Origin of the sequence: Variovorax nitratireducens (assembly GCF_051216545.1) — a bacterium.
GTDB lineage: Bacteria > Pseudomonadota > Gammaproteobacteria > Burkholderiales > Burkholderiaceae_C > Variovorax.
On sequence record NZ_JBPJZO010000006.1, the window covers coordinates 119,502 to 131,590 of the forward strand.

At 67.6% G+C, this 12,089-nt stretch carries 14 protein-coding genes; 12 read left to right on the top strand and 2 right to left on the bottom strand.

The window, feature by feature from the left end; genetic code table 11:
* Positions 1-50: 50 nt before the first annotated feature.
* From ACSFA8_RS16540 to ACSFA8_RS16550, 3 genes are all read left to right on the top strand, one after another.
* Positions 51-758: a 50S ribosomal protein L25/general stress protein Ctc gene (locus tag ACSFA8_RS16540; protein ID WP_435480588.1), complete on the top strand. Its 708-nt coding sequence runs from the start codon at positions 51-53 to the stop codon at positions 756-758.
* 75 nt (positions 759-833) lie between these two features.
* On the top strand, positions 834-1,484 hold the full coding sequence (gene pth, locus ACSFA8_RS16545) for an aminoacyl-tRNA hydrolase (RefSeq protein ID WP_435480589.1): 651 nt from the start codon (positions 834-836) through the stop codon (positions 1,482-1,484).
* Positions 1,485-1,520: 36 nt separating this feature from the next.
* Positions 1,521-1,931 (top strand): hypothetical protein, encoded by a 411-nt coding sequence (locus ACSFA8_RS16550; protein WP_435480590.1) that lies wholly within the window; start codon positions 1,521-1,523, stop codon positions 1,929-1,931.
* On the opposite strand, the gene ACSFA8_RS16555 is transcribed toward ACSFA8_RS16550, so the two are convergent.
* Complete coding sequence (locus ACSFA8_RS16555; RefSeq protein ID WP_435480591.1) at positions 1,918-2,214, bottom strand: YfhL family 4Fe-4S dicluster ferredoxin; 297 nt, start codon at positions 2,212-2,214, stop codon at positions 1,918-1,920. The genes ACSFA8_RS16550 and ACSFA8_RS16555 overlap by 14 nt on opposite strands.
* A gap of 74 nt (positions 2,215-2,288) precedes the next feature.
* Here ACSFA8_RS16555 and ACSFA8_RS16560 point away from each other — a divergent pair, with 74 nt between their 5' ends.
* The 7 genes from ACSFA8_RS16560 to ACSFA8_RS16590 all read left to right on the top strand — a co-directional run bounded on the left by ACSFA8_RS16560 (position 2,289) and on the right by ACSFA8_RS16590 (position 9,258).
* Positions 2,289-3,239, top strand: coding sequence for an ABC transporter permease (locus tag ACSFA8_RS16560; protein WP_435480592.1), 951 nt, complete (start codon positions 2,289-2,291; stop codon positions 3,237-3,239).
* Positions 3,236-4,111 (top strand): ABC transporter permease, encoded by an 876-nt coding sequence (locus ACSFA8_RS16565; protein WP_435480593.1) that lies wholly within the window; start codon positions 3,236-3,238, stop codon positions 4,109-4,111. The genes ACSFA8_RS16560 and ACSFA8_RS16565 overlap by 4 nt, the downstream gene beginning before the upstream one ends.
* A gap of 5 nt (positions 4,112-4,116) precedes the next feature.
* The gene (locus ACSFA8_RS16570) at positions 4,117-5,106 is read left to right on the top strand and encodes an ABC transporter ATP-binding protein (RefSeq protein WP_435480594.1); all 990 of its coding nucleotides are present in this window, start codon (positions 4,117-4,119) and stop codon (positions 5,104-5,106) included.
* Between the two features lie 61 nt (positions 5,107-5,167).
* A complete protein-coding gene (locus tag ACSFA8_RS16575; protein ID WP_435480595.1) occupies positions 5,168-5,980 on the top strand; it encodes an ATP-binding cassette domain-containing protein in 813 nt (270 codons plus the stop codon).
* A gap of 32 nt (positions 5,981-6,012) precedes the next feature.
* Positions 6,013-7,497, top strand: coding sequence for an ABC transporter substrate-binding protein (locus ACSFA8_RS16580; protein ID WP_435480596.1), 1,485 nt, complete (start codon positions 6,013-6,015; stop codon positions 7,495-7,497).
* Entirely contained in the window at positions 7,494-8,903 is a 1,410-nt protein-coding gene (locus tag ACSFA8_RS16585; RefSeq protein ID WP_435480597.1) for an amidase, read from the top strand. Before ACSFA8_RS16580 ends, ACSFA8_RS16585 begins: the two co-directional genes overlap by 4 nt.
* Positions 8,904-9,030: 127 nt before the next feature.
* Entirely contained in the window at positions 9,031-9,258 is a 228-nt protein-coding gene (locus ACSFA8_RS16590) for a hypothetical protein (protein WP_435480598.1), read from the top strand.
* A 47-nt stretch (positions 9,259-9,305) separates the two neighbouring features.
* Here ACSFA8_RS16590 and ACSFA8_RS16595 read toward each other — a convergent pair whose 3' ends face one another.
* On the bottom strand, positions 9,306-10,172 hold the full coding sequence (locus tag ACSFA8_RS16595) for a LysR family transcriptional regulator (RefSeq protein ID WP_435480599.1): 867 nt from the start codon (positions 10,170-10,172) through the stop codon (positions 9,306-9,308).
* Between the two features lie 110 nt (positions 10,173-10,282).
* Between ACSFA8_RS16595 and ACSFA8_RS16600 the strand changes: the two genes are divergently transcribed.
* Complete coding sequence (locus ACSFA8_RS16600; RefSeq protein ID WP_435480600.1) at positions 10,283-10,681, top strand: tautomerase family protein; 399 nt, start codon at positions 10,283-10,285, stop codon at positions 10,679-10,681.
* Positions 10,682-10,710: 29 nt separating this feature from the next.
* Positions 10,711-12,060 (top strand): tetratricopeptide repeat protein, encoded by a 1,350-nt coding sequence (locus ACSFA8_RS16605; protein WP_435480601.1) that lies wholly within the window; start codon positions 10,711-10,713, stop codon positions 12,058-12,060.
* Positions 12,061-12,089: the final 29 nt, after the last annotated feature.

Consider the following 12,089-nt stretch of genomic DNA (forward strand, 5'->3'; position numbering starts at 1 on the left):
TTTTGCAATGGAGTCGCACTGGTCGCGGTGGACTCCCACAGGAGTTAGTTATGAAATTCGTCGCTTTTGAGCGCGCACTGCAGGGCACGGGTGCGAGCCGCCGTCTCCGCATCTCGGGCAAGACGCCCGGTATCGTCTACGGTGGCGACACCCAGCCGCAACTGATCGAAATCGATCACAACGCGCTCTGGCACGCCCTCAAGAAGGAAGCGTTCCACGCCTCCATCCTCGAAATGGAACTCGGCGGCACCGTCAGCAAGGTGCTGCTGCGCGACGTGCAGTACCACCCGTTCCGCCAGCTGGTGCAACACATCGACTTCCAGCGCGTCGATGCCAAGACCCGCATGACCATGAAGGTGCCGCTTCACTTCAAGGGTGAAGAAGAGTCCGACGCCGTCAAGCTCGAGCAAAACCTGGTCAACCACGTCTTGACCGAACTCGAAGTGAACTGCCTCCCGGCCGAACTGCCAGAGTTCATCGAAGTCGACCTGTCGGGCCTGAAGAAGAACGGCACCGTCACGCTGAAGGACATCAAGCTGCCGCGCGGCGTGAAGTGGGTCAGCCACGGCAAGGTCAACCCGGTGCTGGCTTCGGCCACGGCCCCGGCTGCCGATGAAGAAGAAGCTCCGGCCGCCGAAGGTGCCGAAGCTGCCGGTGCAGCTGCGGCGCCGGCCGGCAAGGGTGGCAAGGCAGCGCCTGCTGCCAAGACCCCCGCTGCAAAGACGCCCGCCGCCAAGACCCCGGCTGCCAAGAAGTAATCCACTTCTTCCCGTCTGCAGATCAACGGCCCGCCTCGTGCGGGCCGTTTCTTTGGGGGCGGGATAATCCGAACCATGATCAAGTTGTTCGTCGGCCTCGGCAATCCGGGCCCGGAATACGAAGCCACGCGGCACAACGCTGGCTTCTGGTGGGTCGATGCGCTGGCACGCGACTGGAAGCTTTCGCTGGTGCCGGATCGCAGCTATCACGGCCTCGTAGCCCGCGCGAACATCGCCGGCCAAAGCGTCTGGCTGCTCGAGCCGCAGACCTTCATGAACCTGTCGGGCAAATCGGTCGGCGCGCTGGCGCGCTTCTTCAAGATCGCCCCGGACGAGATCCTCGTCGTGCACGACGAGCTCGACGTGGTGCCAGGACAGGCCAAGCTCAAGTTCGGCGGCAGCCACGCGGGCCACAACGGCCTGCGCGACATCCATGCACAGCTCGGCACCGGCGACTACTGGCGCCTGCGGCTTGGCATCGGGCATCCGGGCGTCAAGGCCGAAGTGGTCAACTGGGTGCTCAAGAAGCCGCTCAAGGAGCAGCGCGAGGCAATCGAGGATGCGATCGCACGCACCCTGCATGCGGCGCCTGCGCTGGTGGCTGGCGAGATGGAAAAGGCCACGATGCAGATTCACACCAGCAAACCGCCGCGGCCCAAACCGCCTCGGCGCGAGCCGGATGAAAATGGCGGAGGCGGTGACGGCGGCGCACCGGCTCCGGACTAGCGAAGTCGCCGCCAAAGACAGGGAGAGAAAACAGAAATGGCAAAGCCATCCACCTCGGTTGCTATTTTTTTGATAGCAATCTGCGCCCATCTGACGGGCGTCACAGACGCACATGCCGCTGAAACCTGGCGCTGCGGCAACACCTACACCGACCAGCCCTGCAAAGGCGGCAAGGCGGTGGAGGTGGACGACAGCCGCAGCGAGGCCGATCGCCGCGCGTCCGATGCCGCCACACGCCGTGCCGAAGTGCGCAGTGTCGAACTGGAGCGCACCCGGCTCAAGCAGGAAAAAGACGCGGCCGACCGCGACCGCAAGGCCGCTGCCGAAGCCCAGCGCAATGCTCTGGCCGAACGCCGCATCGCGTCGGCCGAGCGGCTCGAGCGCGCGCGCATCCGCAAGCTGGATCGCGAACCGCGCAAGTCGACCATGAAGTTCAAGGGAGCGTGAGTCCGGCCGCGCCGTTGGGGGCCGCCTGGGTGGCCTTGGCGACGGCCAGGCGCTCGAACTTCTGGAACAGCGTCTCGCGCGTTTCCACATGCGCCGGGTTCACCGGAATGCACGCCACCGGACACACCTGCACGCACTGCGGCTCGTCGAAATGGCCGACGCATTCGGTGCATTTGTGCGGGTCGATCTCGTAGATCTCCACGCCCATGTAGATCGCGTCGTTCGGGCACTCGGGCTCGCACACATCGCAGTTGATGCATTCGTCGGTGATCATGAGGGCCATGGCGCAATTATCCGTCGCGTCGCAAAAGCCTTGGTACGTTCATTGCATCGCCGGGTTATGCTGCGCCCCGCCCCATGAGTCTGTTTCTTTTCAAGCGCATCTTGACCCTGATCGCCACGTTGATGGGGGCCTCGGTCATCGTTTTCCTGGTGCTGGAGATCCTGCCTGGCAACGCCGCGCAGTTGCTGATGGGCCCCGACGCTGCGCCCGAAGCCGTGGCCGCCCTGGCCGCCAAGCTCGGTCTCGACCAGCCGGCCTGGACGCGCTACTGGCACTGGATCGGCGGCATGCTCACCGGCAACCTGGGCGACAGCTATGCATACAGCTCGCCGGTGCTGGAACTCATCCTGGAGCGGCTGGCGCTGACGGTACCGCTGGCGCTGCTGGCGATGGCCTTCACCACGGTGCTCGCGCTGTTGGTCGGCGTGACCGCGGCGGCGCGCCACAACAAGCTCGGTGACGTGGGCCTGATGGGGCTGACGCAGGTGGGCATCGCCATTCCCAATTTCTGGTTCGCGATCCTGCTGATCCTGGTGTTCTCGGTGCAGTTGCAGTGGTTCTCGGCCGGCGGCTTCGACGGGTGGGACGAAGGCATCTTCGCCGGCCTCAAATCGCTGCTGCTGCCGGCGCTTTCGCTGGCCGTGGTGCAGGCCGCGATCCTTGCGCGCATCACGCGTTCGGCCGTGCTGGAGGTGATGCGCGAAGACTTCGTGCGCACCGCCCGCGCCAAGGGCGTGAGCCAGCGCGCGGTGCTCTGGACGCATGTGCTGCGCAACGCGATGATTCCGGTGGTCACGGTGATGGGCATGCAGTTCTCTGAGCTGCTGGCCGGCACCATCGTGGTCGAGAACGTGTTCTATCTGCCGGGCCTCGGCCGGCTGATTTTCCAGGCCATCAGCAACCGCGACCTGATCGTGGTGCGCAACTGCGTGATGCTGCTGGCGGCGATGGTCGTCATCGTGAATTTCGTGGTTGACGTGCTGTACGCCGTGATCGACCCGCGCATCAAGGCTTCCGACATATGAGCAGCGCCGCAGTCCCGAGCGCTGCCGCGCTCAAGGTGCCGGGCTTCTGGCGCCGTGCCTTGCAGCATCGCAGCTTCGTGCTCGGCGGCGTGCTCACGTTGCTGCTGCTGGTTGCGGCCGCGGTGTCGCTGGCCTGGACGCCGTGGTCGCCCTACGAGATGGATCTGCCGAGCAAGCTGCAGCCGCCCTCGGCCGCGCACTGGCTCGGCACCGATACCTATGGCCGCGACGTCGCGTCGCTGCTGCTGGTCGGCGCGCGCGCCTCGATCCTGGTCGGCATGATCGCCGTCGGCATCGGCCTGACGATCGGCACCGCGCTGGGCCTGCTGGCTGCGGCGAAGCGCGGCTGGGTCGAAGAAGCCATCATGCGGTTCACCGATTTCTCGCTGGCGTTCCCCGCGATCCTTTCGGCCATCATGATGACTGCGGTGTTCGGCGCCGGCATCGTCAACGCCATCGTCGCGATCGGCATCTACAACATCCCGACCTTCGCGCGCATCACGCGCGCCTCGGCCAACGCGATCTGGTCGCGCGAGTACATCGCGGCCGCGCGCGCCTGCGGCAAGGGCGCGTTCGCCATCACCATGCAGCATGTGCTGCCCAACATTTCCGCCGTGCTGATCGTGCAGATCACGATCCGGTTCGCCATCGCGATCCTGGCCGAGGCCGCCCTCTCCTACCTCGGCCTCGGCACGCAGCCGCCGCAGCCTTCGTGGGGTCGCATGCTGAGCGAGGCGCAGACCATGATGTTCCAGTCGCCGTTGCTCGCGGTGTTCCCGGGCATGGCGATCGCCCTGGCGGTGCTCGGCCTCAACCTGCTCGGCGATGGTCTGCGCGATTTGCTCGACCCGCGCCTGGCACGCGCACGGTAACGACGATGGCACTGCTCGAAGTCAACGACCTCCACATCGGCCTGCAGACCCAGCGCGGCCCGGCCGAGGCCGTGCGCGGCATCGGCTTCTCGCTGGAGCGGGGCGAAACGCTGGGCATCGTGGGCGAGTCGGGCTGCGGCAAGTCGATCACGGTGCAGTCGCTGATGGGCCTGCTGCCCGCCAGCGCCAAAATCACCGGGAGCATCCGCTTCGATGGCCAGGAACTTGTCGGCATGGACGAGCGCGGCATGTGCGCAATCCGCGGCAACCGCATCGGGATGATCTTCCAGGAGCCGATGACCGCGCTGAACCCGGTGCACACCATCGCGCGCCAGGTCGGCGAACCGCTGCGCCTGCACCGCGGCCTCTCGGGTGCCGACGCCCGCAAGGAAGCGCTCGCGCTGCTCGACCGCGTCGGCATCCCCGATGCGGCGTCGCGGCTCGATGCCTATCCGCACCAGTTCTCGGGCGGCCAGCGCCAGCGCATCGGCATTGCGATGGCGCTCGCCTGCGGGCCCGACCTGCTGATTGCCGACGAGCCCACCACCGCGCTCGACGTGACGATCCAGAAGCAGATCCTCGACCTGATCCAGGGCCTGGTGGCCGAGCGCGGCATGGCGCTGATCCTGATTTCGCACGACCTCGGCGTGATCGCGCAGACGGTGTCGAAGATGCTCGTGATGTACGGCGGCAGCGTGGTCGAAAGCGGCCCGACCGCAACCGTGTTCGACGCGCGCCTGCATCCGTACACGCAGGGCCTGTTTGCAGCGCGGCCGGCGCTGGGTGCGCCGCGCGGCGTGCGGCTCGCCACCATCAAGGGCAGCGTGCCCGAACTGGTCGACCTGCCGCCGGGCTGCCCGTTCGCCGGGCGCTGCAGCTTCACGGTCGACGCCTGCCGCACCACGCCGCCGCCGGCCACGCTGCTGCCGCACGGTCACGAGGTACGCTGCATCCGGCTCGACGAAGTGGCGGCCGCCACGGGAGTGGCCGCATGAGCGCCGCGCCGGGCCGCCCCAAGCAAGCTCGCACCGCAGCGCGAAGCGCGGAGGTTTTCCTGTGAGCGCGCCTCTGCTCGAAGTCACCGACCTGGTTCGCCACTACGAACTGCCGCGCGAAAAGCTGTTCGGCGCGCCGCCGCTGGTGAAGGCGCTCAACGGCGTGAGCTTCGCCGTGCAGCCGGGCCGCAGCCTCGGCATCGTCGGCGAATCGGGCTCGGGCAAGTCGACCATCGCGCGGCTCGTGATGGCACTCGATCGCCCCAACTCGGGCAGCGTCAAGCTGCAGGGCCGCGACCTGCATGCGCTGCCGCGCGCCGAGTTGCGCGCGGCGCGGCGCGACGTGCAGATGGTGTTTCAGGATCCGTATGGCTCGCTCGACCCGCGCCAGACCGTCGCGCGCATCGTGGCCGAACCGCTCGAAGCCCTGGACGAAACCAGCCGCGCCGTGCAGCGCGAGCGCGCCGGCGAGTCGCTCGCGGCCGTGGGCCTGCGCGCCAGCGACCTCGACAAGTACCCGCACGAGTTTTCAGGCGGCCAGCGCCAGCGCATTGCGATCGCGCGCGCCCTCATCACCCGGCCCAAGCTGATCGTGGCCGACGAGCCGGTCAGCGCGCTCGACGTCTCGGTGCAGGCCCAGGTGCTGAACCTGATGCAGGACTTGCAGCTGCAGTTCGGCATCAGCTACCTGCTGATCAGCCACGACCTCGCCGTGGTCAACCACCTCTGCGACGAGGTCTGTGTGCTGCACCGTGGCCTGGTGGTGGAGCGGGGAGCGCCGCAGCAGCTTTTTGCGCAGGCCCAGCATCCATACACGCAGGCCCTGCTGGCCGCCGTTCCGCGCGCCGAACCGCCGGCGCGCAGGATGATGTAACGTTATCTTTCTTCTTGTCCTGGAGCTTGACCATGTTGAATCGCCGCACAGTCCTCACCTCCGCAGCACTGGCCGCCAGCCTGCCGCAATTCGCATTCGCCCAGAGTCGCAAAGACGCGATGGTGCTCGGCATGGCGCTCGAGCCGCCGGGTCTCGATCCGACCGCCGGTGCCGCCGCCGCCATTGCCGAGGTCGTGCAGTACAACATTCTGGAAACGCTGACCAAGATCAACGCCGACGGCAGCGTGGCGCCGCTGCTGGCCGAAAGCTGGGAGGTTTCGCCCGACCTGAAGACCTACACCTTCAAGCTCAAGCGCGGCGTCAAGTTCCAGAACGGCGAGCCCTTCAATGCCCAGACCGTCAAGTTCAGCTTCGACCGCGCCGGTGGTGAGAAGAGCACCAACAAGGACAAACGCACCTTCGCGAACCTCAGCACGCAGGTGGTGGACGATGCCACCGTGGTGCTGATCAACAAGGAGATCGACCCCGACCTGCCCTTCGTGCTCGGCCAGGCCACCGCCGTCATCGTCGAGCCCAAGAGCGCTGACACCAACGCCACCAAGCCGGTCGGCACCGGGCCCTACCAGCTCGAAAGCTGGGCCAAGGGCTCGTCGCTGGTGCTGACCAAGTGGGACGGCTTCCGCAACCCTGCGCAGGCCAAGCTCAAGAAGGTGACTTTCCGCTTCATCGCCGACACGGCCGCGCAGGCAGCCGCCATGCTTGCGGGCGACGTCGATGCGTTCCAGCGCATCGGCACGCGCGTGGTACCGCAGTTCAAGGCCAACCCGCAGTTCCAGGTGATCCTGGGCGGCTCGCGTGCCAAGACCATCCTCGCCCTGAACAGCAAGAAGAAGCCGCTCGACGACGTGCGCGTGCGCCGTGCGATCCTGGCCGCGATCGACCGCAAGGCCGTCATCGAAGGCGCGGCCGACGGCCTCGGCGTGCCGATCGGCAGCCACTACGTGCCGGGTGCGCCCGGCTTCGTGGACACTACGGGCGTCAATCCCTTCGACATCGAGAAGGCCAAGAAGCTGCTGGCCGAGGCCGGCGTCAAGACCCCGCTCGAACTCACGATGACACTGCCGCCGCCGCCCTACGCGCGGCAGGGCGGCGAGGTGATCGTGGCGCAGCTCGCCAAGATCGGCATCACCGTGAAGGTGCAGAACGTCGAATGGGCGCAGTGGCTCAGCAACACCTATGGCGGCCCCCACAACTACGACTTGACGATCGTTTCGCACGTCGAGCCCTTCGACCTCGGCAACTACGCCAAGCCCGAGTACTACTGGGGCTACGACTCGAAGGCGTTCGTTGCACTGTTCGACAAGATCAAGGCCACCGGCAACACGGTCGAACGCAACAAGCTGCTGGGTGATGCACAGAAGCTGCTGGCCACCGACGCCGCCAACGGCTTCCTGTATCAGCCGCAGTTCCCGACCGTCGCCAAGAAGGGCGTGAAGGGGCTGTGGAAGGACATGCCGATCTTCTGCAATGACCTGTCTGCGCTTTCCTGGGGATGAGCACGGCGCTGCATGAACTGAGCGCGCAGGAACTGGTTGCAGCCTACCGCGAGGGCACGCTCTCGCCGGTCGAGGTCACGCAGGACGTGCTGGCGCACGTCGCGCGCTGGGAGCCGCACCTGCAGGCGACCTGGCTGCTGCGCCCCGACGCGGCGCTCGACCAGGCGCGCGCCTCGGAGGCGCGCTGGCGCAACGGCGCGCCGCTCGGCCCGCTCGACGGCGTGCCCGCCACCATCAAGGAAAACATCGCCACGCGCGGCGACCCGCTGCCGGCCGGCACCGCAGCGGTGGACCTGAAACCCGCGGCGGCCGACGCACCGCCGGCCGCACGCCTGAAGGAAACCGGCGCGGTCATCTTCAGCAAGACCACCATGCCCGACTACGGCATGTTGTCGTCGGGCCTGTCGAGCTTCCACACGCTGGCGCGCAATCCGTGGGATCTGACCCGCACGCCCGGTGGCTCCAGCGCCGGTGCCGGGGCGGCGGCCGCTGCCGGCTACGGCCCGCTGCACATCGGCACCGACATCGGCGGCTCGCTGCGCTTGCCGGCCAGCTGGTGCGGCATCTTCACGCTCAAGCCCAGCCTGGGCCGCATTCCGATCGACCCGCCGTACATGGGCCGCGCCGCCGGCCCGATGACGCGCACCGTGGGCGACGCCGCGCTGATGATGCAGGTGCTGAGCCGGCCCGATGCGCGCGACAGCATGAACCTGCCACCGCAGGACATCGACTGGGCCGGCTACGACGTCGACGCCGAGCACCTGCGCGGCCTGCGCATCGGCCTGCTGCTCGACGCCGGCTGCGGCCTCGCGGTCGAGCCCGAGATCCGTGCCGCGGTCGAGCAGGCCGCACGCCTGTTCGAGCAGGCCGGCGCCATCGTCGAAACGATGCAACCTTTCATGTCGCAAGCCATGCTCGACGGCATGGATCACCTGTGGCGCATGCGCTCCCATGTCGACATGCAGGCGCTGCGACCCGACCAGCGCGCGCAAGTGCTGCCCTACATCCGTGAATGGGCCGAGAGTGCCGCCGGATTCGGCGGCGAGCACGTGTTTCGCGCCTTCAGCCAGTTCCACGCCACGCGCGTCGCATCGGTCGCGGCGTGCACCAAGTTCGACTACGTGATCTCACCCGTGTCGCCCAACATGCCGGCCGCGGCCGAAGCAGCCTCGCCCACCGGCGACCCGATGCGGCCGCTGGAGCACATCGGCTTTACCGTGCCCTACAACATGTCGGAGCAGCCGGCAGCGTCGATCAACTGTGGCTACAGCGCCGACGATCTGCCGATCGGCCTGCAGATCGCGGGCCAGCGCTTCGACGACCTGGGCGTGCTGCGCGTCGCACGAGCCTTCGAGTTGATTCGCGAAGCGCAGCGCCCCTGGCCGGAGCCACCGTCCGGCGGGTGAGCCGGACAAAGAAATCGGCCAAAACCGGAATTAGTCGGCAACCGCTTACATCCGCATACGACTTGCGGCCGATGGTGGCGCCACCCCAACGCGGCTACGCTGGCTTCAGTTTCCAAGGAAAGCCGCCATGCTCACCACCAGCCACAAAGCCATCATTCTCCGAAAGGCGGGCATCGAGGTTCCCGCCTCGCCGCCGGACGCCGACCTGCAGACGGGCGCGAGCAGTTGGGTTCGGGCCGTCGAAAACCTGTACGTCGCCTACGCCGCCGCGCGCGCGGCCAAAAGCCTCAGGGACGCGGAAGAAGTCCGGCAGCTCGCCATGCTCCGGCGGCTGTCTTCGGGCGCGCACGCCTGAGGCCTGAGGCCTCGCGCCGACGACGACGCGGCAGCCGCGCTGCGGCGTCACGCAAATTGAGATGCCAGCAGTGCACGCGCCCGGGTGACAAAAGCGTCCTCACCCGGCCGTTCCGGCAGCACATGGAAGTCCGCACGCGGCAGCGACGGCAGGCCATGGGGCTCCGCCAGCCGCACCACCCCCGGCGCCAGTGACGATTCGTTGAGGCAAGCCACACCCAAGCCCGCCGCCAGCGCCGACTGCAGGCCGGCCACGCCGGAAGCAATATGCACCACGCTGAATGCCACCTTGCGGCGCACCAGCAGGCCGACGGTGAACTGGTGCAGCGAGCAGGTATCGGGCAACGCGAGCAGCCGCAGTGGTTCGCCACGCACCGGCCGCACTCCGGGCGCCGCCATCCATTGCAAGGTTTCGCGTCGCAGCACCCGGCTGCCGCGCTCCAGCGTGCCGGCCCCGGCATGGGCCAGCCGCATCGACAGACCGACATCGAACGCTCCGCGCGCATAACCGGCCTCGATCGCGCCGCTCTTGAGCACCGACACGTTGAGCCGCACCTGCGGATGCTGCTCGCCGAGCCGTGCGAGCAACCGCGTCAACTCCAGCGGGCGAAAATAGTCGGTCACCGCCAGCCGCAACTCGCCCTGGAGCGTCACGCCATGCAGATCGCGGTAGGCCTCCTCGCTGAGCGCCAACAGGCGGCGCGCATGGGCCAGCAGCCTGTCACCGGCCGCCGTGGTCGACACGCCGGCCTTGGCGCGCAACAGCAGCGGTTGGCCGGCCCGCTCTTCCAGCTTGCGCACCTGCTCGCTGACCGCCGACTGCGACAGAAACACGCGCGGGGCGCCCGCCGTGAAGCTGCCAGCCTCCACCACGGCGACGAACGTTGCGAGTTGGTCGAGATCGAAATGCTGCATGCTCTATCCATCTGGTTATCCGATGGATAGCATCATCCATTCCCGCTTTTCAAATGGCAAGCAGATTCCCACAATGAGGGCATTCCACCACCTCTCACAGGAGAACCGCCATGCCCCATACCGTCATCCACCTGTCCGGCCCGCCCGATGCAGCGCTCGCAAAGCGCGTCGTGGACGCCGTGGCCGAACTCACCCAGTCCGTGCTCGGCAAGCAGTTGCCGGTGATTGCCACCACCGTACAGTTCATCCCGGCCGAGAGCTGGTTCATCGGCGGCGCCTCGCTGGCCGAGTTGGGCCGGAACGCGTTCCACCTCGACATCAGTGTGACCGACGAAACCAACACCAAGGCCGAGAAGGCACGCTACCTTCGCGAGGTGCACGCCGCCTTTGCAAAGCTGCTGCCAAACCTGCACGAAGTGAGCTATGTGCATGTGATCGATGCGCGCGCGGCAGCCTACGGCTACGGCGGCCGCACACAGGAATACCGGCACCAGCAAGCGGGCGTCTGAGCGGCACCCGGCGACGGCAAAATGAGGCGATGCACACAGACAGCCTCGGCAATCCGGTCAGCGTGGGTGATGCCGCCAGCGTGCGGTTGCTCGACGATTTCGTGATGGGCTTCATCGCCTGCGAGGCGCGCGCGGCAAATGTGCTGTCGGCCGCGCAGGACACCAGCCCGATCGTCCAGGCGTATTGCGCCGCCTTGCACATGTTTGCCGAATCGCGTGATGCGGTGGCCAATGCGCGCCCCTTCATTGCACGCGCGCAGTCGGGTGCGGCACGCGCCACGCCTCGCGAGCGCCGCTTCATCGCAGCCGTGGCGGCCTGGGTGGCCGGCGATATCGCGCAGGCGATCCACCTGCACCAGGAGCAGGCGCGCGAGTTTCCGCGCGACCTGGCGTCTCTCAAGCTCGGGCAGTACCACTGCTTCAACACCGGCGACTGCCCCGGCATGCTGCGCCTGGCGCTGGCGGTGCTGCCGGCCGCGGCCGATGTGCCGTACGTGCACGGCATGGCCGCGTTCGGCTACGAGCAGTGCCATCTGATGCGGGAAGCCGAGACGAGCGCCCGCCGGGCCATCGCGATGTGCCGCAAGGAACCGTGGGCCCACCATGGCCTCGCGCACGTGATGCTGACCGAAGGGCGTCTCGGCGAAGGCCTGGCCTTCATGCAGGGCGTGAGCGACACCTGGACGGATCTCAACTCCTTCATGGTCACGCACAACTGGTGGCATGTGGCGCTGTTCCTGATCGACCTGGGCCGCGATGCCGAGGCGCTGGCGGTCTACGACGACGAGGTCTGGGGCGTGGTCAAGGCGTATTCGCAAGACCAGATCGGGGCGGCCTCGCTGCTCGCGCGCTTCGAACTGGCGGGCATCGACGTGGGCGAGCGCTGGCAGGATCTGGCCGACCATCTTGTGCAGCGGCTGGACGACCATGTGTTGCCGTTCCTGGACTTGCAATACCTGTACGGCCTGGCGCGCGCCGGCCGGCCCGAGGCCGACACGCTGCTGCACAACATAGAAGCCTTCGCACCGCGGGCGCCCGCCTCGACGCGCGCTGCGTGGCAGCACGTGGGCGTGCCGGCCGCGCACGGCCTGCGCGCCCACGCGCGCGGCGACCACGCGGGCGCGATCGCAGGCCTGGGCCAGGCACTGCCGCGCCTGATCGAGATCGGCGGCAGCCATGCGCAACGCGACCTGTTCGAGCAGGTGTACCTCGACGCCCTGGTGCGCCGCGGCACCGGAACCGCGCTGGCCGGCGCGCAGGGCATCCTGCAGCAACAACTCAACGGACAGCCGGAATCCCTGCGCTTGCGCCGGCAGAACGCGGCGGTCTACCGGGCGCTCGGCCTCCCGGCTACTTCAGGTGCGCCTGCACCGGCGTGACCCGGTAGCTCGCGGTTCTCGGCGCGATC

Bases quoted from the DNA above. Each gene is read 5' to 3' on its own strand.
- ACSFA8_RS16585 (WP_435480597.1), top strand. From the start codon at position 7,494: ATGAGCACGGCGCTGCATGAACTGAGCGCGCAGGAACTGGTTGCAGCC.
- ACSFA8_RS16600 (WP_435480600.1), top strand. From the start codon at position 10,283: ATGCCCCATACCGTCATCCACCTGTCCGGCCCGCCCGATGCAGCGCTC.
- ACSFA8_RS16570 (WP_435480594.1), top strand. From the start codon at position 4,117: ATGGCACTGCTCGAAGTCAACGACCTCCACATCGGCCTGCAGACCCAG.
- ACSFA8_RS16540 (WP_435480588.1), top strand. From the start codon at position 51: ATGAAATTCGTCGCTTTTGAGCGCGCACTGCAGGGCACGGGTGCGAGC.
- ACSFA8_RS16590 (WP_435480598.1), top strand. From the start codon at position 9,031: ATGCTCACCACCAGCCACAAAGCCATCATTCTCCGAAAGGCGGGCATC.
- ACSFA8_RS16580 (WP_435480596.1), top strand. From the start codon at position 6,013: ATGTTGAATCGCCGCACAGTCCTCACCTCCGCAGCACTGGCCGCCAGC.
- pth (WP_435480589.1), top strand. From the start codon at position 834: ATGATCAAGTTGTTCGTCGGCCTCGGCAATCCGGGCCCGGAATACGAA.
- ACSFA8_RS16560 (WP_435480592.1), top strand. From the start codon at position 2,289: ATGAGTCTGTTTCTTTTCAAGCGCATCTTGACCCTGATCGCCACGTTG.
- ACSFA8_RS16595 (WP_435480599.1), bottom strand. From the start codon at position 10,172: ATGCAGCATTTCGATCTCGACCAACTCGCAACGTTCGTCGCCGTGGTG.
- ACSFA8_RS16555 (WP_435480591.1), bottom strand. From the start codon at position 2,214: ATGGCCCTCATGATCACCGACGAATGCATCAACTGCGATGTGTGCGAG.
- ACSFA8_RS16565 (WP_435480593.1), top strand. From the start codon at position 3,236: ATGAGCAGCGCCGCAGTCCCGAGCGCTGCCGCGCTCAAGGTGCCGGGC.
- ACSFA8_RS16550 (WP_435480590.1), top strand. From the start codon at position 1,521: ATGGCAAAGCCATCCACCTCGGTTGCTATTTTTTTGATAGCAATCTGC.
- ACSFA8_RS16605 (WP_435480601.1), top strand. From the start codon at position 10,711: ATGCACACAGACAGCCTCGGCAATCCGGTCAGCGTGGGTGATGCCGCC.